General features: G+C 28.0%; 22 protein-coding genes and 2 pseudogenes. 3 read left to right on the top strand and 21 right to left on the bottom strand.

Features of this window, described 5'->3' with window-relative positions:
• Window positions 1-126: 126 nt before the first annotated feature.
• Window positions 127-567: an ISAs1 family transposase gene (locus tag OIO11_RS00900; RefSeq protein WP_268069448.1), complete on the top strand. Its 441-nt coding sequence runs from the start codon at window positions 127-129 to the stop codon at window positions 565-567.
• A gap of 296 nt (window positions 568-863) precedes the next feature.
• On the opposite strand, the gene OIO11_RS00895 is transcribed toward OIO11_RS00900, so the two are convergent.
• From OIO11_RS00895 to OIO11_RS00875, 5 genes are all read right to left on the bottom strand, one after another.
• On the bottom strand, window positions 864-1,361 hold the full coding sequence (locus OIO11_RS00895; RefSeq protein WP_268069442.1) for a hypothetical protein: 498 nt from the start codon (window positions 1,359-1,361) through the stop codon (window positions 864-866).
• A 228-nt stretch (window positions 1,362-1,589) separates the two neighbouring features.
• The gene (locus tag OIO11_RS00890; RefSeq protein WP_268069441.1) at window positions 1,590-1,829 is read right to left on the bottom strand and encodes a hypothetical protein; all 240 of its coding nucleotides are present in this window, start codon (window positions 1,827-1,829) and stop codon (window positions 1,590-1,592) included.
• 21 nt (window positions 1,830-1,850) lie between these two features.
• Window positions 1,851-2,027: a hypothetical protein gene (locus OIO11_RS00885; RefSeq protein ID WP_268069440.1), complete on the bottom strand. Its 177-nt coding sequence runs from the start codon at window positions 2,025-2,027 to the stop codon at window positions 1,851-1,853.
• Between the two features lie 369 nt (window positions 2,028-2,396).
• Window positions 2,397-2,639: a hypothetical protein gene (locus tag OIO11_RS00880; protein WP_268069439.1), complete on the bottom strand. Its 243-nt coding sequence runs from the start codon at window positions 2,637-2,639 to the stop codon at window positions 2,397-2,399.
• A 7-nt stretch (window positions 2,640-2,646) separates the two neighbouring features.
• A complete protein-coding gene (locus tag OIO11_RS00875) occupies window positions 2,647-2,988 on the bottom strand; it encodes a hypothetical protein (protein ID WP_268069438.1) in 342 nt (113 codons plus the stop codon).
• A gap of 543 nt (window positions 2,989-3,531) precedes the next feature.
• On the opposite strand from OIO11_RS00875, the gene OIO11_RS00870 reads away from it, so the two are divergent.
• The gene (locus OIO11_RS00870; protein ID WP_326497905.1) at window positions 3,532-3,630 is read left to right on the top strand and encodes a transposase domain-containing protein; all 99 of its coding nucleotides are present in this window, start codon (window positions 3,532-3,534) and stop codon (window positions 3,628-3,630) included.
• Between the two features lie 138 nt (window positions 3,631-3,768).
• Here OIO11_RS00870 and OIO11_RS00865 read toward each other — a convergent pair whose 3' ends face one another.
• The 3 genes from OIO11_RS00865 to selD are packed head-to-tail and all read right to left on the bottom strand — an operon-like array spanning window position 3,769 to window position 5,696.
• Entirely contained in the window at window positions 3,769-4,044 is a 276-nt protein-coding gene (locus OIO11_RS00865; RefSeq protein ID WP_268069437.1) for a DUF3343 domain-containing protein, read from the bottom strand.
• A gap of 13 nt (window positions 4,045-4,057) precedes the next feature.
• Window positions 4,058-4,654 carry a sulfurtransferase-like selenium metabolism protein YedF gene (gene yedF / locus OIO11_RS00860; protein WP_268069436.1) on the bottom strand — a complete coding sequence of 199 codons (597 nt, stop codon included), beginning with the start codon at window positions 4,652-4,654 and terminating at the stop codon, window positions 4,058-4,060.
• 22 nt (window positions 4,655-4,676) lie between these two features.
• Window positions 4,677-5,696, bottom strand: coding sequence for a selenide, water dikinase SelD (gene selD, locus OIO11_RS00855; protein WP_268069435.1), 1,020 nt, complete (start codon window positions 5,694-5,696; stop codon window positions 4,677-4,679).
• 243 nt (window positions 5,697-5,939) lie between these two features.
• On the opposite strand from selD, the gene OIO11_RS00850 reads away from it, so the two are divergent.
• Complete coding sequence (locus OIO11_RS00850) at window positions 5,940-7,073, top strand: aminotransferase class V-fold PLP-dependent enzyme (protein ID WP_268069434.1); 1,134 nt, start codon at window positions 5,940-5,942, stop codon at window positions 7,071-7,073.
• 46 nt (window positions 7,074-7,119) lie between these two features.
• Here the strand turns inward: OIO11_RS00850 and OIO11_RS00845 are convergent, their stop codons facing one another.
• The 13 genes and pseudogenes from OIO11_RS00845 to OIO11_RS00785 all read right to left on the bottom strand — a co-directional run bounded on the left by OIO11_RS00845 (window position 7,120) and on the right by OIO11_RS00785 (window position 22,068).
• Window positions 7,120-9,132, bottom strand: a complete 2,013-nt coding sequence (locus tag OIO11_RS00845) for an ABC transporter permease (protein ID WP_268069433.1) — start codon at window positions 9,130-9,132, stop codon at window positions 7,120-7,122.
• Complete coding sequence (locus OIO11_RS00840) at window positions 9,122-9,889, bottom strand: ABC transporter ATP-binding protein (protein ID WP_268069432.1); 768 nt, start codon at window positions 9,887-9,889, stop codon at window positions 9,122-9,124. Before OIO11_RS00840 ends, OIO11_RS00845 begins: the two co-directional genes overlap by 11 nt.
• Before the next feature lie 286 nt (window positions 9,890-10,175).
• A complete protein-coding gene (locus OIO11_RS00835; protein WP_268069431.1) occupies window positions 10,176-11,189 on the bottom strand; it encodes a sensor histidine kinase in 1,014 nt (337 codons plus the stop codon).
• Window positions 11,186-11,854, bottom strand: coding sequence for a response regulator transcription factor (locus OIO11_RS00830; protein WP_268069430.1), 669 nt, complete (start codon window positions 11,852-11,854; stop codon window positions 11,186-11,188). Before OIO11_RS00830 ends, OIO11_RS00835 begins: the two co-directional genes overlap by 4 nt.
• A 78-nt stretch (window positions 11,855-11,932) precedes the next feature.
• A pseudogene (locus tag OIO11_RS00825) lies at window positions 11,933-12,280 on the bottom strand (M24 family metallopeptidase C-terminal domain-containing protein); the annotation flags it as partial.
• A 476-nt stretch (window positions 12,281-12,756) separates the two neighbouring features.
• The gene (locus OIO11_RS00820; protein ID WP_268069428.1) at window positions 12,757-13,710 is read right to left on the bottom strand and encodes a carbohydrate kinase family protein; all 954 of its coding nucleotides are present in this window, start codon (window positions 13,708-13,710) and stop codon (window positions 12,757-12,759) included.
• A gap of 189 nt (window positions 13,711-13,899) precedes the next feature.
• The gene (locus tag OIO11_RS00815) at window positions 13,900-16,203 is read right to left on the bottom strand and encodes an ATP-dependent Clp protease ATP-binding subunit (protein ID WP_268069427.1); all 2,304 of its coding nucleotides are present in this window, start codon (window positions 16,201-16,203) and stop codon (window positions 13,900-13,902) included.
• Between the two features lie 369 nt (window positions 16,204-16,572).
• A pseudogene (locus OIO11_RS00810) lies at window positions 16,573-16,887 on the bottom strand (aspartate/glutamate racemase family protein); the annotation flags it as partial.
• A complete protein-coding gene (gene pdxR / locus OIO11_RS00805; protein ID WP_268069426.1) occupies window positions 16,829-18,217 on the bottom strand; it encodes a MocR-like pyridoxine biosynthesis transcription factor PdxR in 1,389 nt (462 codons plus the stop codon). The pseudogene OIO11_RS00810 and the gene pdxR, both read right to left, overlap by 59 nt.
• Before the next feature lie 173 nt (window positions 18,218-18,390).
• On the bottom strand, window positions 18,391-18,813 hold the full coding sequence (locus tag OIO11_RS00800) for a GNAT family N-acetyltransferase (RefSeq protein ID WP_268069425.1): 423 nt from the start codon (window positions 18,811-18,813) through the stop codon (window positions 18,391-18,393).
• A 69-nt stretch (window positions 18,814-18,882) separates the two neighbouring features.
• Window positions 18,883-20,646, bottom strand: coding sequence for an EAL domain-containing protein (locus tag OIO11_RS00795; RefSeq protein ID WP_268069424.1), 1,764 nt, complete (start codon window positions 20,644-20,646; stop codon window positions 18,883-18,885).
• A 167-nt stretch (window positions 20,647-20,813) separates the two neighbouring features.
• Window positions 20,814-21,311 (bottom strand): QueT transporter family protein, encoded by a 498-nt coding sequence (locus tag OIO11_RS00790; protein ID WP_268069423.1) that lies wholly within the window; start codon window positions 21,309-21,311, stop codon window positions 20,814-20,816.
• A gap of 463 nt (window positions 21,312-21,774) precedes the next feature.
• The gene (locus OIO11_RS00785) at window positions 21,775-22,068 is read right to left on the bottom strand and encodes a hypothetical protein (protein WP_268069422.1); all 294 of its coding nucleotides are present in this window, start codon (window positions 22,066-22,068) and stop codon (window positions 21,775-21,777) included.
• Window positions 22,069-22,125 lie beyond the last annotated feature (57 nt).

The raw sequence follows: 22,125 nt of genomic DNA, 5'->3' as shown, positions 1-22,125 counted from the left end.
GTATATTGTAATTATTATCATATATTTGTATTATTAAGATTTAAAAGCACCTAATGGAATATAATTTCCATTAAGTGCTTTTTTTCTAATGTCAATATAAAAATATTGTATTGATGCAACACTAAAATTAATGATGTAGAGGTATTTAAACTTACTACTAAAGAAAAAAATCATGGAAGAATTGAAACAAGAAAATATCATTTAGTTAATGATATATCATGGTTAGATAAGAAAGAGGATTGGAAAAACATCAAATCCATTGGAATGGTTGAAAGGACACGAATTATTGGGGACAAAGAAACTTTTGAACGTAGTTATTATATAACTAGCCTGGAGTCTATAGACTTATTTTCTAAGGGGGTTAGACAGCATTGGGGTATAGAAAATAAACTTCATTGGGTTTTAGATGTTTCTTTTAACGAAGATAAATGTAGAGCTAGAAAATATAATTCTGCTGAAAACTTAGCTGTCTTACGACACTTATCATTAAACCTACTTAGAGAAGAAAAAACATTAAAGAAAAGTTTAAACTTGAAAAAACTTAGATGTGCATTAGATAAAAAGTAGTTAGAAAAAGTAGTTTTTGACCCTCTACGAGGTAAAGAAAAGTAAGTAGAAAGGAAAATTGTAAATTTATAACATAATTGTGCGGTGTATTATGAAAATAATTTTTTGAATATTCAAATTTATTTACGGAAGATTTATTTTGTTTACATATTTTATAAAAACGCATCTTTATATTGAAGAAAATACAATATAAAGATGCGTTTGCCCTGTGTCAACACCGAGTTGAGAGTCTTTTTTTTGTTATTATTTAAGCATAGTATTCCGTAAGTAGTCTTTTTCATAAAATCTACTTTATATTATTTGTTTACTAATTTATTCAAACTGTCCCTGCTAAATTTCCACGAAATACAATTCACACCCAATAATGTTTCTATCCATGTTAAAAGTGCTATATCAATTCCGTCTGTTTTGCGAAAAAGTATTAAATATATATAATATATGAAACTAAGCACAAATATAACCAATGAAACATTGTACACCATTGTCCAATTTCTAGTTTTCTTTTTAATTATTTCAACTTTATCCTTAATCTCTTCAATACTATAATTTTCTTTTTTATGCTTTAATGTATCCATTAAGTCATCATATTCCTGTATTGCTACGGGAGTTTTAAATAACAAAATAATTCCACTGATAATAAAAATAGCGGTTATAATAATAATTAAAATAATATTTGGCATGAAATTATCGGTTGTTATTTTATTAAATAAAAAACCAAGCCAAATAATAAGTATTGTATTTAGAGAAACCACAGAAAGCAATGTATTATATCGTACATTTTTGTTAAGAAACATATTTACTATAACAGGATAAAATAAAAAAACATATAAATATATTGACATCCTACTGAGAAGATACATAATTTCACTCCCTTTATGGTTTTTGAACAACAAAGTGCATCTATAAACTAGATGCACTCTGTTGTTTATTTAGAATTGAACTCTACCATTAAGACCTGTTTTATCACTCCTGTCAATTACAAATGTTTCATAATATTATGAAATACTTAAAATGATAATATATTATCTAAAAAGTCTGTAACGTCTTACAAAATAAAGAGTCCAAATAGAGCTAACAATAATCAAACCTATACCTGAAAATGAGGCTAAGAGTACTAACCTCTCATACTTTTTCTCAATTATATCCAGCCATAAGTGACCATATGGAGCTATAAAAATTAATGTGTAAAAAATGGGTAAAATTAATTTTGGCTTATCTGTTTCTTCAAATTTACTAATTTTTTCACTTCGATTATTTTTCATAAGTACTCCTCTTTATATCTATCAATCAAATACATATCCACTATTACGATTACCGTCAATCTTGTCTATACCTTTTGCTATCAAGTTTCCAGCAGAAGTCCCAGTAAGTATAAATGCAGTGTTCAATGCGCTACCAAATAATTTTCCTGCTGTACCACCAAACATGCTAATTATTTTATACTGCAATCTTCTAGTCACCGTTTGTCCTAAACTGCTCTACGTATAACTTACCTCTTCATCATCTGTGATAGTTTCCTTCAATACAGTATCCTCTTCCTCTTCTCTCACTTTATAGCCATATTGTTGCATATTCCATAGCTTATGGTATTTGCCACCTTTTTCAAGAAGTTCATCATGTGTACCTTCCTCTACTATCTCTCCATCATCAAGAACTATGATTCTGTTAAGGATTACAGTAATTGTTCTATTAATGTTTGAAAAATACTTAAGTATTATTAACCAAATAAGTATTCCTATAATAAAAGCGAAAAGATACTTTAACCTGAATTATTCATCATAATTCATTCAATGGCATTTCACACCGCATAGTTACTGCATTATCATCTTTTATTGCTTATTCTTTCTCATATTTTTAAATATCTTTTCTATCATAGTAACAAGAATTAGAACAGCAATAATAAACATCAAATTTTGTATAATCTGGTTTGTTGAATTCATATTCAGAACCAGAACAAGAAACATCATTATATCTATTTCTTCACTATATTTCTCTTTACTATTTCTTATTCTTGAAACAATTTCAATTGCTTTTGCTATTATTATCACTATTGATAAAATTATAATTAGCATTTCCATTTTAATAGAATACCTTTTTGTTACCTAAATAATAAATGGCTGCTGCTGCTGAACCGACAAAGACAACTGCACCTATCCAACCACCAAAGAAACTTCCTATTTTAGCAACATAAGGACTTGCCGCAGCAACTACTCTAAGATATACTGTGTTGGAACCAATCACTTTTAATGCTTTTTGCCCTAGGTATCCTACTGATACTCCAAATGCAGCAAGACCTATCATATTATTTCTAAAAATACTCCAATTCCACCCTTCCTCAATATAAGTCATTTCCTCCCTGTCAATTTCGACATAGTTCGATGGTAACACCATGCCATTTCCACTTAATGCTAATGTTGACATACAAAATTCCCCTTCTTTTTCACACTTAATCGTGCGTATTATTATATTTAAACTATATCCCCGGGTAAATATGGTAAAAACCTATATTGGTTATTAAACTGCTCTACGTATAACTTCTCTCTCCATCATCAAGAACTATGATTCTATTACATTCCTTGATGGTAGTAAGCCTGTGGGCTATTATAAGCATGGACTGTTTTCTTAGCTTATTGTAAATAACATCGAAAATCTGCTTGTTTCACTTCTTCTGTTGTTGCATTGGGCTTTGTAACACGAATATTATCAAGGATTGCCTTTGAAAATAGCGCTATATTCTGAGGCACATAGGCAATGGCTTTTCTTAATGATGCACTTTAGTAATAATACATGTATAGGTCTAACTTGAATACAAAATATGGAATTAACTGTTCAGCTATCTTAAATAATTATATTTTTTATTTATAACACGCTTGCTTGTATATAATTTTACCATGTACAGCGTGTTATTTTTTGTCGAAATAAGTTATTTATTCTCAAAAAAAGAAAAAACGACACCCTTTACAAATGATTTATAGTATGATTGAAACCTCAAAGAAAAATGGATTAAATCCTTATGAATATTTAAAATATATATTTGAACAGCTACCAAATGTTAATATATAAGTTTTGGATTCTTTACTTCCTTGAACAACTACTTTACCTGAACTATGTAAATCTAAAAAGAGCATAGCAAAGTCCCCATCCAAATAATAGATGGAGACTATTTAACAATTACATTTATACCTATATTTTTCTAATCCTTTATAAAAAATCTTGAATAGCCTTTACCTCTTTATTTAGTCCTAATTTTTTAACATAATAATACCCTGACACTTCTATATTATTATTAGCTAATATTTCTCTAACTGCTTTTAACTCTCCTAAGTTTACTTTTATAGAAATACCACAATTAGCAGTTATTTCTCTAGGTACAGGTATTATTCTTACACTTATTCCACTTGCAATTAATTCTTTTTCTGCTCTAATTGCACTATGTGTAGAATTAAATGCCACTAAATTAAATATTTCTCCATTCATATCCATTATCACCTTATGGTCTTATAATTCTATGAGCAGCATTCATTTTTTCAACAATATTATACATGTTTGTTATCTTACCAACAGCCAACTCCTCTTTTAATCCATAGTAATCTAAACATGTTCCACAAGTTAGAATTTCTACACCCATTTCTTCTAATTTTTTTAAATCCTCTATTGCTGAAGATTGTTTACCAGAAAGTTTTGCTCCTCCATTATAAAAAATAATAGTGGAAGGCAGCTTTTCAATTTCTGTTAATGCATAAATAAATCCTTTAATTAAAATTTCACCTAATTCGTCATTTCCTTCTCCCATTTTATCAGAGGAAACAACCACTAATATGTTTTCATTTTGCTTATTCTCTGTATCTTCAACAGTTTTATCTGAACCTAATCCTTTTATAATTTCCACTTCATAATGTTCTTCATTTACAATATTAGTACTATATTTACATCCCATTTCCTTAGCCATTTTTTCTAAATTTTCCTTAGCAATTTCATTATCAACAATAACTAAAACAGTTCCATCTTTTTCAATATCTTTAAGAACCTTTTTAGCTTCTATAAGTGGTACAGGGCAAATTTGTCCTTTAACATCAATTTTTATCACAAGATTTTCCTCCTTTATGTATTTATTTTCTAACTATTATACTAAAATCTTTTCTTTCCACTACTTCGCCTACAATTTGTGATTTTATTTCTAATTCATTTAAGCCTTTTAATAATTCTTCTGCATCCTGGCTGTCAACACTTATTAAAAGTCCACCTGAAGTTTGAGGATCAAATAATATTTCTTCCATGGCAAATTCAATGTTTTCAAATTTAATTTTTCCATTTAAGTATTTTCTATTTTTTTGAGCTGCTGCTGTTATTAAAAATTCTTTTGCATAATCATAAGCCTCTTCTATATAAGGAACTCTGTTTGCATCTACAATAATAGAATAATCCTTTTTTGTCATTTCATATAAATGCCCTAAAAATCCAAAACCAGTTACATCTGTACATGCATTTACTTTATATTTTCTTATTTTCTCTGCTGAATATTTATTTAAAGTTTCCATAGATTTTATTGCTTTGTTATATGCTTCTTCACTTGCTTCTCCTACCTTATTTGCTGTAGTTATTATTCCCACTCCTAAAGGTTTTGTAAGTATTAATTTATCACCTATCTTGCAATTATTATTAGCAAGTATTTTTTCAGGATGGATTATTCCAGTAACAGACAAACCATATTTAGTTTCATTATCATTTATGGAATGTCCTCCGCATAATACTCCACCTGCTTCTTGAACTTTTTCTGCTCCCCCTCTTAATATTTCACCAAGTATTTCTGAATCCATCTTTTCTGGAAAACCAACAATATTAAGAGCTGTTTTTACATCTCCTCCCATAGCATATACATCACTTAAGGCATTGGTTGCTGCTATTTTACCAAATGTATAAGGATCTTCTACTATAGGCGTAAAAAAATCCAAAGTTTGAATTATTGCAATATCCTCTGTTAACTTATATACTGCTGCATCATCAGAACTATCAAATCCTATTAATAAATTTTCATCAAATTTATTTGGAACTTTTTCCAAAACACTATGTAGAAATCCAGGCCCTAATTTTGCAGTACAGCCTCCACTACAGCTAAACTTTTTATACATAACTTCTTACTGTCATTTGCAATAATGTCTGACAGTAATCTCCCCTCCTTATTTTTATTATTTTTATATCTCGAAATTATATATTATAGTTACTTAGTTTATATTTACTAATTTAAATACATAAATATACAATTTTTTATTTATAATTTATAAAAAGCAATTAGTTATTCTCATACTTTTAGTTTAATTATATACTAATATAAAAATTTTAGTATATAATTAAACTAAAAGAGGTGAAATTTAATGATCTATTTTGATAATGCAGCCACAACTTTTCCAAAGCCTGAAACCGTTGCTGTTTCTGTTGCAAATTCTATAAATAACTTAGGAAACCCATCAAGAGGTGCTTATAAACTTTCTTTAGATGCATCAAGAGTTGTATATACTACACGAGAAAAAATTGCAAAACTTTTTAACTTGAATAACCCATTAAGAGTCGCCTTTACTTCAAATGCTACCGAAAGCTTAAATATTGCCATCAACGGCTTATTCAGTCCTTGTGATCACATAATAACAACAGAGATGGAGCATAATTCTGTTCTTAGACCTGTTTACACACTAAATCAAAATGGCATTGAAGTTTCTATTATAAAATGTGATAAAAATGGAAATATAAATTATTCTCAAATTGAAAATGAAATAAAATCAAATACTAAAGCTGTGATATGTACTCACAGCTCAAATTTAACAGGTAATCTAATTGATATTAAAAAGATTGGAGAGATTTGCAAAAATAACAATCTATTATTTATATTAGATGCTTCTCAAAGTGCTGGAGTTTTCGATATTGATATGAAAGCTGACAATATTGATGTGATTTGCTTTACTGGTCACAAATCTCTTTACGGTCCTCAGGGTACTGGTGGAATTTGTGTAAAAGAGAATATTACTATACGTCCTTTAAAAACTGGCGGCAGCGGAAGTATTTCTTATTCTATGCATCATCCAACTACTATGCCTGATGCTCTAGAAGCTGGAACTGTTAACAGTCACAGCATTACTGGTCTTTTAGCTGGTATTGAGTTTATTCAAAGTATTGGCATAGAAAAAATAAGAGAGCATGAATTAAAGCTTATGTGGCAATTTTATAACGGAATTAAAAATATTGATAACATTAAAATCTATGGTGATTTTAGCACTTACTTAAGAGCACCTATAGTTGCTTTAAATATAGGTGCTTATGACTCCAGTACCATAAGCGAAGAATTGGCAAACACCTATGATATTGCTACTAGAGCTGGTGCCCATTGTGCTCCATTAATGCACAAAGCTTTAGGCACAAAGGATCAAGGAGCTGTCAGATTTAGTTTTTCTTATTTTAATACATTTGAAGAAATAAATATTGCTGTTAACGCCCTTATTCAGCTATGCAAATAAAATAAGCATCCTTCGCAAGATGCTTATTTTATTTACTATTTTATTTTTAATTATTCTTAACTATATTTTTGTATCCTAAATAAGTAGCATAAAAATATCCACCATATATAATAATACCTGCAGTTGCCATCATAGTTTGCACAATGCTAGAAGCTGTTAACATACCTGTATACCCTGTTAATCTGTTTATGACCTGTAACGCTACTGCAAAATGTATTAATGCTAAACTGAGAGGCAGCATGAAATGTATGGAAATCTGAACAAATATGGTTTTATTTATCATATCATCAGATGCGCCAATTTTCTTAAGTGCCTTATATCTGTTTAAACTATCACTAGCTTCTGTTAATTGTTGAATTGCCAATACTGCTGCACTTGATATCAAAAATATAAATCCTAAATATATTCCTAAATACAACATTTTCCCTGTAGAACTTTTAACATTATCATATATATCAGTTTTACTCTCACCTGATATATAGAATCCATATTTCTTTGAAGGATCGTCTAATTGAGCATTTGAATCTGTAACATACTCTGGTTTTTTAAGCTTTGCATTTAATGCTTTAATATTCTTTTCAAGTTCTTCCTTGTCTTTTTCATTTACATTTATATTAATCTTTGAAGAATCTTTAGTCATATTTTTCACAGCAGAGTCCTGAACTACTGCAATTAAATCATACTGAATTTCTTTTATACCTGTATTGTTTTTTATAACATACTTCTTATCAGCAATTTTTATTTCCTTTCCATTTTTCATTAACTTCTGTATTGCTTCATTTGAATCATTATTATCTGATATTAATAAAACTTCATTTTCTTTTAAATCTATTGTGGATTTTCCACTTAATTTTCTCATTTCATTATATTCTGATGCTTTTATAACATCTAAATGTCCCACATATTTTTTTAATCTTTCCTTTAAATTTTTATTTGCATATTCATTTAGCAAATCAGATATTTTAATATTTGTCCTATATGAATCTATAACTTGATACTTATAGGAATCCTTTAATTCAAAGTCTACTCTTTTTAAGGCTTCTTTTATATCTTGCACTTTCTGTTTATCATCACCGATATATAATGTAATATTTGCATCAAAAGATATACTCTTTAAAATTTTTTCTGCCCTATATTTAAAACTTAAACCAGTTGATAATATTAAAATGGTTACAAACAGCATAAGGCATATTATTGCCATAGATATAAAATTAGTATTTATCTTATTACTAAACTGTCTTATTACAAACATATTTAACTTTTTCAAATATATTTTTTTACTTCTTTTAAGTATAACTAATATGAACCCTGATAGTCCAAAGAAAAATAATAAAGTACCTACTCCTCCCATTATTATAGATAAAGGAAAGTTCGTATTTTTAGGAGTAGGCGCAAATTTCCAACCTAAATAATAAGCTCTTCCTAAAATAATTAAAGCTAAAATAAATATTACAAATGGGAATATATTGTTTTTAACTTTTATCTCTTCATTTTTCTTTAAAGCATTTAAAAGCTCAATTAATTTTTGTCTAGAAACAACTATGGTATTAAATATCATAACTAGTACAAACATTATTCCAAAATATATAAGTGTTTTATTAATAGCACTTATAGATATACAGAATTTATATTCCGTCATATTAAATTCAAATAATTTTGATGTAAGTACTGAAATTCCTTGTGATAATACTATTCCTAATATCAATCCTCCAATTAATGATATAATACCCACTATAAAGGTTTCACAAATTAATATTTGAGATATTTTTCGCTTTGACATACCTAATATACCATATATTCCAAATTCTTTTTTACGTTTTTTCACTAAAGCATTATTTGCATACACAATTAGTCCACCAAAAATAATTAATATAAATACAGATATGTATGATATTATCTTAACAAGTTCTCTTATTTTGTTAATATCTTCCATAACCGTTTGTGAATTAATTGAATTGAAATTATAAAATATACATACTGCTAATGTAAGTGTTATAAAATATATGGCATAATCCTTAAAACTCTTTTTTATATTATTAAGTGCTATTTTAAAATACATCGTTAATATCACCTCCTAAAAGAGTCACTACTTCTATAATCTTATTAAAAAATTCTTTTCTTGAATCATTTCCCCTAACCACTTCATTAAATATCTTACCGTCTTTTATAAATAATATTCTATGAGCATAGCTTGCAGTGAAAGCATCATGAGTTACCATAAGTATAGTTGCTTCCAGTTCTTGATTTAATTTTTCAAAAGACTCTAGCAGTAATCTTGAGGATTTAGAATCTAATGCTCCAGTAGGTTCATCCGCTAATATTAATGATGGCTCTGTAACTATAGCTCTAGCACAAGCTACTCTTTGTTTCTGTCCTCCTGACATTTCATAAGGATACTTATTTAAAACTGATGAAATATCCAGTGTTTCTGCAACCTTTTTTATTAAACCATCTATTTCCTTTGGTTTCCTTTCTTGTATTGTTAAAGCTAAAGCTATATTTTCATAACCAGTTAATGTATCAAGCAAATTAAAATCTTGAAAGATAAATCCTAGCTCATTCCTTCTGAATTTATCTAATTTTTTGGATTTCAACTTTGTAATATTTTGATCACTTATAATAATCTGACCTGTTGTTACATTATCAATTGTTGAAATACAGTTAAGCAATGTAGTTTTACCACTTCCTGATGGTCCCATTATTCCAACAAATTCGCCTTTATCCACTTTAAAGCTTATATTATCTAATGCCTTAGTTGCATTTCCCTTTTTTCCATAATACTTTTCTATTTTTTCTACACTTAATATATTTTTCATATCTATCTCCTCCATACAAATGATAATAAAGATTTCAGTCATCTTTATTATCAATTTATTAATTGCATTTCAAATTACCTTGCAAAATTATTATATTAAACTATTCAAAAATTACATAGTGTATTAGCTTTCATTAAAGTTACATTTTTGTAAGATAACTTTTATACTGTAGTACCAATTGATTAGAGCATATAATAAAAAAGTGCAAGTTGAAAGAACTCACACTTTTTAAACTACTTAAGTAAAATGTTCTAAAAAATACCCAAAATCTCTAAAACTTTAATTTTTAGATACCTAAACTATGTTTACTTAACGGAAATATAATATTAACTTTTGTTCCTGCACCTAATTGAGATGTAATATTTATTCCTAATCCAAGCCTGTCACAAAGCTTTTTACAAAGATAAAGTCCTATTCCTGTAGATGCATTGTACTTTCTTCCATGTTCTCCTGTAAAGCCCTTCTCAAAAACTCTATTTATATCTTTGTCTGAAATTCCTATTCCATTATCCTCAATTGTAAGTATTACATTATTCTTATTGGTAGTAGAATATATTCTTATGCTGCCTTCTTTATCCTTAATATATTTAATTGAATTGCTTATAATTTGATTAAGTATAAACTGCACCCACTTTATATCACTATAAACAACCTCTTCTATTTCATCTAATTGTAAGCTTATCTTTTTATTTATAAAATCCTTAGAATTTCTTCTAATAACATTATTCACAGCAGTTTTTAATTGGAATTTTTTTATTAAATAATCTTTACTAACATCACTGCTTCTTGAATAATATAAAGCCTGTTCTACAAATTGATCTATTTTATTTATTTCTTTACCTATATTATCCATAATAGAGTTTTTATTATTCTCTATTATTAACATACTTGATGCAATAGGTGTTTTTATTTCATGAACCCATGTCTCTATGTACTCTCTATACTCTAACTGAAGATTTTTATACTCATTTATATGTTCATGCATTTCTCTACTGCATTCTCTTAATATTTCATAAAAAAGCTTTCCTTCTAAAAACTCTGGTTTTTCCATAATTTCTGGCAGCAAATACTTTTTATCAAGACTTTGTAATATATTTTCTATATTATAATAATATTTTTTATGCTTAATAAACTCTATAATAATATAACTTATTAATGGCAAAAACCATATAATAAAAATTAAAAATATTACAATACTTGCTATATCCAATATATCAAGTATACAAGCTAAAATAAAAAATCCTATGAAATTTATAAATAGGAATAAAAATCTTTCTTTTAAATACTCTTTCATACTCATGGCATTATATACCCTAGTCCTCTTCTAGTTTCTATTACATCTTTTACACCCATTTCATCAAGTTTTTTTCTTAATCTTGTTACATTAACAGATAATGTATTATCATCAATAAAAACATCTGAATTCCATAAGTATTCCATTAATACATCTCTTGATACTATATTCCCCTTATTTTTCATCAAATACGAAAGTATCTTTAGTTCATTCTTAGTTAATTGTTCTGTCTTTCCTTTGTAGGTAACACAACCATTTGATAAATTTAGTTCAACTTCATTATACATCAATACATCTTTATAATTATTTTTACAAGTTCTTTTTAAAACTGCTGAAATACGAGCTAAAAGTATTTGTGTGTTATAAGGTTTTGTTATAAAGTCATCTGCCCCCAAATTCATACTTATAAGTTCATCTACTTCACTGTCTCTACTTGTAACTATTATTATTGGTATATCAGAATTCTTTCTGACTTCTCTGCATATATGATATCCATCAAAAACAGGCAAATTTATGTCCAATAATATTAAATCACCATTTGCTCTATCTATATATTCAATTATATTTTCAAAATCAGATGGAGCATCAATCTCATAACCATATTTAGATAAAAATATGCTTAGTTCTTCTCTTATAATTTCTGTATCCTCGATTATAATAATTTTTTTCATATTTATCCTCCAATATAAACATTTGAAATGGCATAATTATATAGTATATATTATATCTGCCTGATTTTTCACCATTACTTATATTTCTCTAGTTTTTATTTTTAACCATTCTCTTTCCTCTTCATTTAGGTATGCTGACAGGAGTTTGTATACCTCTTTATGGTATTCATTAAGCCACATCTTTTCCTTGATATTAAGCATATCAACATCAATACCATCTAAATCAATAGGACAATATGATATAACTTGAAATCTCATAAACTGACCAAATTCTGTTTTTTCATCTTCCACTACCACTAACACATTTTCTGTTTTGATACCATGTTTTCCTTCTTTATAGATTCCAGGTTCATTAGTAATAATCATACCTTTTTCTAATTTTGTATCATTATAATCCTGACTAATTCTTTGAGGCCCTTTGCGCATCAGAACTAGGTATTATATAAGCATCTATTCCTTTATCTTTCATTTCTTCTCTTAATAATTTTAGTTTTTTATCTACTAGCATGTTATTCCTCCTTAAATTTATTTTGCCAATACACAGTCAGTAGATTTAACCTCTTCTCCTGTTAAAAAGTAAGCTAAAACGACTCCACTAATTCCTGGCCCAAATTTATTTTCAATAATCTTATCCACGCTTCCCAATACAGCAAAAAAATGATAATATACAAAATAAATTTACTCATAATAAGTCTCCTTATTTCCTTTACTCATACTATATTTCATTATAATACGATTATTTATTGATGTATATCCTCTACTATTTATCAAAATATTATTTATCAAAATATTATTTAATAAACAGTAAAAAAGTTAGCAGATTATATTTTCCGCTAACTTAAAATGCCTCTTAAATATTATTTATTTGGTATTTCTTATGTATATGAATCAGTTATATATTTTTAGTATTTAATTTCTGTCCAATCAATAGTTTTAATAGTTTCTTCAATCAATTCATAACTCATGTCAGGATGAATTGTATCTTCATGAGATATTGTAACAATTGACATTGCAACAGAAAATTTAACAGTTTCTTCTAGGGAAAGATTATTCATATAACCAAAACCAACACCTGCAACAAAAGAATCTCCAGCTCCCGTTACATTTTTAACACTTACATTATTTGCCTTGATTTTACCTGATTCTAATCCGTTAGAATAATAAATTCCATCTTCATCTAAACTTATAAACACATTTTTTATACCTAGTGACAGAAAGTATTCCGCAGCTTTTTTCAAGTCTTCATCGGTATTTATTTCAAACCCAGCTAAAACTTCCGCTTCATGTCTATTAGGTTTAATTGTATGAAAATATTTAATTAAATGCTTTATATTCTCGGCCTTAGCTGCTGAAACTGGATCTAGAATAAACTCAGTTTCACCTTTAAATGTAGTTAATATGTACTCTAAATTCTCTGGATTATCTGCATCTAAAAAAGTAAACTCAGAATTTTTTATAATATCTGCTTTTAAATCAATAAATTCATAATCTATTTCATCAATACTTTTCATATCAACAATAGCAGAAACCATTTCGCCACATTCATCCAAAATAGCCATATATGTTGGTGTTCTTCCATTTTCTAAAATCAAAGACTCTTGCATGTCATATCCAATAAGCTTAGAATGTTCTAACATACTGCGACCTTTTTCATCATTTCCTAAAACTGAAATAAATTTTGTGTTTACTCCTACACGTGCCATATTCTCAGCAATATTTCTACATACTCCTCCAAATGACATTTTTATACTACCTGGTGTAGAATTATAAGGTCTATAATTAACACTACTGAAACCAAAAATATCAACAATTGAAGCTCCAAAAACTAAAATATATGGTTCATTTTTAATACTCATCCTTGCTGCCTCTCCTTCCAATTATCAACCATACTATTTTATCACATTTATATTCATTTAATAGTACATATTTCGTTTTTTCTACATTTTTCATTCAGCTGTTAGCATAATTTATAATATTATCCTTTAATTGTTATTAAGTATTTTAGAAAACAAAAATAGCGAGGCTGCTCACCTCACTATTTTTTATTATTTCAGTATTATTTTACCTTCTTTTAATTCTACCTTTATATTAGAACCTTCACCAAATTTATTTTCAAGATACTGCTCAGCAATTTCATCTTCAATGTATTTTTGGATAGTCCTTCTTAAAGGTCTTGCACCATATTTTTCATCATATCCTTTTTCTAATATAAAATCTTTTGCATTATCTGAAATTTCTATATTAATTCCTTTTTCTTTAACTTCATCAATTACTTCTTTTAACATCAAGTCAATAATTTCTCGTAATTCTCCCTTATTAAGCTGTGTAAATACAATGGTTTCATCCACTCTATTTAAAAATTCAGGTCTAAAGGTTTCTCTTAAAACATCTTTTACTCTACTTTCAAGAGCATCATATCCACCTTTTCCAAATCCAATACTATTCCCCTTGAAATGAGTACCTGCATTAGATGTCATAATGATTACAGTATTTTCAAAGAAAACAGTTCTGCCTTGACTATCTGTTAATCTTCCATCTTCAAGAATTTGAAGCAGCATATTAAATACATCTGGATGAGCTTTTTCTATTTCATCCAGTAGGATAACAGAATATGGTTTCCTTCTTACCTTTTCAGTAAGCTGACCTGCCTGTTCGTATCCCACATATCCAGGAGGCGCTCCAATTAGCTTTGAAACTGTATGTTTTTCCATGTACTCAGACATATCTACACGAATCATTGCTTCTTCACTTCCAAAAAGTTCACAAGCCAATGCCTTTACTAATTCTGTTTTACCTACTCCAGTAGGTCCAACAAAAATAAATGATGAAGGCTTTTTCTTTTTTCTGAATCCAGAACGATTGCGTCGTATTGTTCTTGCCAAGCTTACAATCGCCTCATTTTGACCTATAACTCTCTTATGAAGTCTGTCTTCTAAGCTTAAAAGTTTTTGTGCTTCCTCTTCCGTTATTCTTTGTACAGGGATTTTAGTCCAAGCTTCAATAACAAATGCAATATCTTCAACAGTAATGTGTACATCATTATATTTTTTCTCTGATTCTTTAATCTCTTCTGTAACTTTGCATTCCTGCATCTTACATTCTGCCGCTTTTTCATAATCATTATTATGTGCTGCCATTAGTTTTTCCTGTTGAATTTTTTCTAACTCTTCTTTCAAAGCTTTCAGCTCTATTAGCCCTTGATTTTTAAGATTTGCTCTTGACCCAGCTTCATCAATTACATCTATCGCTTTGTCAGGCAGATATCTGTCCATAATATACCTTTCTGATAACTTCGCAGCAGCTTCAATTACTTCATCAGATATTTTTACTTTATGATAGTCTTCATAATAATTTTTTATACCTTGTAAAATTTCTATAGTTTCCTTAACAGTAGGTTCTTCAACTAGTACAGATTGAAATCTTCTTTCCAGTGCAGAGTCCTTTTCAATATGCTTTCTATACTCATCTATGGTAGTTGCACCAATTACTTGTATTTCTCCTTTAGCAAGAGCAGGTTTTAAAATATTAGCCGCATTCATAACACCGCCCTGCACTTCTCCTGCACCCATAATATTATGAATCTCATCAATAACTAATATAACATTTTCATTTTCTTTAGCTTCTTTTATAATTGATTTCATACGGCCTTCGAATTGTCCTCTAAATTGAGTACCTGCTACTACAGCAGTTAAATCCAAAAGATAAATTTCCGAATCAATCAATTTGGCTGGAACCTGTTTTTCAACAATTCTTACAGCCAAGCCTTCTGCAATAGCTGTTTTCCCAACACCAGGTTCTCCAATAAGTATAGGATTGTTCTTAGTTCTTCTATTAAGAATTTGTACTACTCTATCTATCTCTCTATTTCTTCCAATAATCCTGTCAACTTCATTTTTCTTTGCCTTTTCCGTTAAATTTGTACCATACATTTCTAGGTTTTTTCTCTTTTTTTTGAAAACTTTACTCTTCTCTTTAATATTTGATTCTTCTTTCACTTCAGAAGAGCTCTCTTTATTCTCCAAATTAATGTTTGCATCTTTTGTATTTTCATCATTCATTTGTGGGAAAGCACTATTAATCAGCTTAGCAAATAAGTTATTCTCATCAGATTCTTCTGAATCCATATCTAAATCTAAATCTATCTCTTGAAACATATCATTAATTTGTTCAGTCAAATTTTCAACTTCTTCTGAACTCATTCCAGTTTGCTTCATAAGCTGATCCATAACAGGTATACCCATTTTTTTTGCGCATTCTATACATAATCCCTTAACTTCTGACTTTCCTTCTTGAATTATTGATGCAAATATAGTTGCTACATTTTTCTTACAAACAGAACACATCTTCATATAACCATCTCCATAATTCTATATGTTAAATCCAATTGTCATTATATTATAAAGTATAACATATTTTTTATCTACATTATTTTTATCAATAAATAGTTTATAAAAAATTTACTACCTATGAAGTTTATAACAGAACTTCATTATACATTATATTTATCATTTATTACTTATGATACGCTTTTTATAAATACATATTCTGAGTATTTCTTGTCTTTTACTATATGGCATATAAAAAATAACTGTTGGTATACCACCAACAGTTATTTTTTATACAAAGTTCTTTAACTACATTATTACTTTAATGCAAATTCAACTGCAGAAGTAGCATGTATTGTTGTTGTATCAAAAACTGGTATGCTAACATCTTCCTGCTATATGTAAAACTTTGATTCCTGCATTATTTTCTATATCATTAGCCATTTTATGCATAGTATTAGTACATATTATAATAAAATCAGCTCCACTATTTTTTAAACATTTAGCAGCATTTATCATTATATTTGTTAATTCACTCCATTTATTTTGATGCTGTAATATTTCGATTTCTTGAAAATCAACAGAATACATTAAGCATTTTGCAGAATGAAGTCCACCTAGTTTTGCTTTAACAGTTTCATTTAAAACTCTATAATATTCCAATGATGATTCCCAACTCATTCCACCTATTAGTCCAATTGTTTTCATAATGCACTCCTTTTTCCAAGGATTTTTTTATTAATAACTTAGAATCTATATTATTGGAAATTTTACACCAGATATAATATCCACCTTTAGGAATTTTAAAAGAAATTCCATCCAAAAAATTTTGTTGAAGCTCTTTAATCATTAAATTCCTTTTAGCCAAATACTCTTTCTTTATTCTTTTAAGATGATTTTCATAATAATCATTCTTTAGAAATTGACATATCATAGTTTGACTTAATGTATTAACCTGTAAATCTGTTATCTGCTTTAATGAGCTTAACTTTCCTATTACTTTTTCTGGTGCAGCTATCCACCCTACTCTCAATCCTAGAGAAATAGTTTTTGAAAATGTACCTAAATAAATGACTTGATTGTGTATATCTAATGCTTTTAATGAAAGTAAATCATCGCCTTCATATCTCAATTCTCCATAAGCATCATCTTCAATTATTGGAACATTATACTTTGAAGATATTTTTATAAGTTCATATCTTCTCTCCAAACTCATAGTTATACCTGTAGGATTATGAAAGGTTGGAATAGTATAGATAAATTTAGGATTATGTTTATTTATTAAATATTCTAATATATCAATACAAATACCATCATCATCCATAGGAACTCCTATAACTCTTGCCCCTACTGTATTAAATAATTGAATAGCTCCAAAAAATGTAGGTTCTTCTACTAAAATCACATCACCAGAGTTTATAAAAGTTCTAACTATAAGGTCTAGTCCCTGCTGTGAACCAGATGTAATCATTATTTCCTTAGTTAATGCTTTAATTCCTATATCTAACATTAACTTGCTAATTTCCTTTTTAAATGAACTACAACCTGATACTGGGCTGTGAGAAAATATTTTTTCTATCTTACCTTTTAGTAAGTCAATTTGAATTTTTTCAAATTCTTCTTTAGGAAATAAATCGGGTGATGGAATTCCTCCTGAAAATGAAATTATATTTTCACTGCTAGCAATATTCATTATCTCACTTATAATATCACTATAATTCTTCCTTGTACTATTACTATATATTTCATCCCAAAAGAAAGGCTGTGCAAAATTATTTGTTTTACTACCATCCTCTTCATCATGATAAATAACATAAGTTCCTTTACCAATTTCCGAATTAACTAACCCCTCTGCTTTGAGCTCTTGATACGCTTTAATAACCGTACTTCTATTGACATCTAACCTTTTAGCAAGCTCCCTTTCAGATGGTAATATGTAATTTTCCGGAAACTTTTTAGAGTAAATTCTTTTTCTTATTTGATTTCTTATTTGAATATATAGAGCTTCTCTACTATTTTTATCTATGTAAATTCTCATCTAATCACTCTCTCAAATTAATTCTCTAAATAACTTAAACTTATTATATCAATTTAACTAGATTTGAAAACGACCAATTTTTACTTTTGTTAACCCATCCAATTTAAATAAAAATTTTATCACTACAAAATAAAAACGAGGTATACGACCTCGTTTTTATTTTACTCAATACATTATAAATATTTTTTCATAGAAATATGATTAATTCCAGCTTCCTCAAAAATTTCACCATAAGCTTCAAACCCTAAATTTTCATAAAAATTTTTAGCATAAAATTGAGCATGTAATCTAATTTCTTTTGCCCCTAAATCTTTTGCCTTTGTTAATATATTTTCCATGACTATTTTACCATATTGCTTTCCTCTAAATTCCTTTAGAACGGCTACTCTTCCTATTACATAATGATTTCCTTTCTCCAACAATCTTCCAACAGTAACTGGCTTATGATTTTCATATATTACTATATGATGTGCTGCATCATCAAATTCATCCATTTCAATTTCTATTGGGACATTTTGTTCCTTTACAAATACTTCTTCTCGAATCATACTTGCATCTTTTAAATCTTCTTTTCCTTTTGACCATTTTATTTGCATCGTATATTCCTCCAATTTAATTAGTGATAAATACTTTGTTCATATATATTCTATAATTTTTTAAGCAGTTTATATATTTCTCTTAGGTTCAGAAAAATAATATCCTTGTGAAAAATCTATATCCATACTACTTACTTTTTTATATATTTCCTCGTCTGAAACAAATTCCGCAATTGTATTTATGCCTAGCTTTTTTGCAAAACTGACAATAGTCTCTGCCACAACTTCTGCTGATTTATCTTTATTTATATTTTTTATTATTGAACCATCAATTTTTATATAATCAACCTTTAACTTTATCAGATAACTAAAATTCGAATAGCCTGTGCCGAAATCATCTATTGCTATTTTAGCTCCAATTTTTTTTATCAATTGTATAAACTTGTTTACTTCACTAAAATTTTCAATTCCTTCTGATTCCACAATCTCAAATACAATTTGTTTAGCCAATCCTGAAGTTTGTAATTTTTCAATAATAAATTCTCTTGTTTTATTGTCTAATATATCTTCTACCGATAAATTAATTGCAAATTCATAATCGGTATTTTTAAATCTACCAACAGTCTTATTAATCACTATTCTAGTAAGCTCATTATATATTCTAGCTTCTTTTGCAATATCTAAAAAATAATATGGAGTTATAACCTTTCCTTCCTTATCTATCATCCTAATTAACGACTCAAACTTTTCTATTTTTCCAGTATGATTATTGAATATAGGCTGAAAATACGGTACTATTCTATCATCTTCAATGGCATCATTTATTTTTTTTGTCCAAATTAAATTGTTCTCATAGGATTTTAAAATATTCAGATTTTCATCATATATCTGAAAGTTTTTTTTATGTTTTTTAGCATAGTTAAGAGCCATATCTGCTTTTTCAATAAGTTGAACATCTTCTGTAGCTATCCCTACGCTTACATTTATGAAAAATTTGTGCTCCATATAAAAGAAACACTGCTGTTTTATGATTTTTTGAAGATTACTTAAAACTTCTTTAAATGTTACATCATCAACATCATCACTACTGACTAAAGCAAAAGTATTAGCATGTATTCTATATGCTTCAAATCCTTTTTCTTCTGCAAAATATGTCATTAATTTCGCTAATTCAATCAATATAACATCTCCAACTTTATTTCCATAAAAATCATTAAGTTCTGTAAACGAATTTATATCGATTAATGCTAGCTTTCTATATTTTTTTTTCAAAATATCCACAGTCAATCTGTTTCGATTAGGTAATCCTGTTAATAGATCCGTATAATACTGTCCCTTTAATTCTTTTCCACTCACTTCACCTCCTACTGTTTTGTCTTTTACTATCTTATTTTCATTAAATATAAAAGCTTCTGATTCACTTCCTATACTTGCTGTAAGACCTCCTGCAATAATACTCTCTTTTGATACAGAATCTATTCCTCGTAAAAATTCTTCACCATTCAAATTAGTTTCATCATCAAAGATAATTAAAACCTTTGCATTTTTTTTCACAAGTTTTTGTCCTAGAATTTGTCCACATTGAAAATCAGATAAATTATCTTTCCTGGCAGTATGGGCAGTTAACTCTAGATTATTGAAAACAGTTATAGAAATTCCACAACTATTATTTATAATATTTTCATTTAAAATATCTCCTGAAGAAGTTATTCCAATAACTTTTGCCTGCGGCAGAACATTTAATATATCCTTTTTTATTTTGCAAACACAATCTTTATTTCCTATTCCACTATAAATCTGTACGAGAATTTTATTATAGCTGCTAATATTATTTTTACAAATATACTCATTTAAACTATGGAAATCTTCATAAATAAAATTATATGTTTTCATAAAACACCCCGATTCCATTTAATCACAATATTCAGTGTACTTTTTGTACCTAGCCTGCTTTAACACAAACTTGTTTCTATAATATAAAAAAGTATTAATAATTATGTATATTAATTTTTCTTATAAAAAATAAGCAGCATTATAAATTACTGCTTATTTTAATAGTATTAAACTTCTTTATTATCTATTCTTAACATATTAACTAAATTCTTATTTTTTAATATATATTTGAACAAAGGATATCCAATGATTGTTACTACCACAAATTCTCCTATAGCTACCTGTAAAGCAGATAGCCAAAATGGCAAACCTAAAACATAATAAAGTTCTGCTCCTACAATAACACCATTTATTATAGTAGACCAAAGTGAAGCTATAAATAAATTTTTTGTCTTGCTTATCAAATATGCACTAATAAGTGTAGCAAAACTTCCCACAACTATATCTACAATTCCTATGGTACTAGTTACATTTGAAATAGCACACCCAAGAACTAATCCTGGTATATATAAAGGATCTATAAATGCCAGCAGTGTCATAATGTCTGCTATTCTAAATTGAATTGGTCCATAGCTCATAAAACCCAGTATCATTGTCAGAGCTGCATAAAGACCAGCTACTACCGCACTTTCAACTAAAAATTCTGTTTTTATATTTTTCTCCATTAAATTTTTCCTCCAACTATAAAATTATCATTATTCCATAAAATCTCTATGTATTCATTTTTCCCCCCTTTCCTTTCTCAACTATTTAAAATTTTAACTTTTGAAATTCCACACTACAAACACAAAAAAACTGCCTTAATAAACATAAGGCAGTCATATCAATCTAAAACATAAAAAACTACACACAAAATACAGCATAGTATATATACGTACACTTTGATTGTTATGCCTTAGTTTTATTTACAGACAGGAGGCTCTCGAACTGTCTTTTATTAGCTTGTTTAAAACTTACTTTATAATTATATCACCATTATTTGTTATTTTAAAGACAAAAAATATATAGTGAAGCTTAATATAAATTAAGGGTATGTCTCAAAATAGAAATTGCATTCTATTTTGAGACATACCCTTTAAATTATTCTTTTAAAATTTTTATATGAATTCAACAATGTATAACTGTATTTTAAGCACTCTGCTCCTGTGACAGTTCTTTTAAATCTATACTAATGACTTGATTTCCAGCCAAATCTCTTTGCACACCTACTATGCGAGTCTTGATTTTTTCCCCATTAAGGTTGATATATAATACACTATGCTCTCCTTTTCTTGCTATGTATTTTTGAAATTCATTTGCACTAATGCAGAAAGGAATATTTCCTCTGTATCCACCATAAAGTATTCCAGGTAATTTGCCAACTCGTCTTGCTTTTTTAGCTTTTTCATTAACATCTCGTACACTTGCTAATAATTCATTCATAACAAAATCCCCCTTTACTTTTATCAAAATAAACCTCATATTAAAATGATAGTAAAT

Source organism: Clostridium sp. ZS2-4 (assembly GCF_026719745.1).
Lineage (GTDB): Bacteria > Bacillota > Clostridia > Clostridiales > Clostridiaceae > Clostridium_H.
The sequence above is the reverse complement of the archived record's forward strand: the minus strand, read 5'-3'. Positions and strand labels throughout refer to the sequence as shown.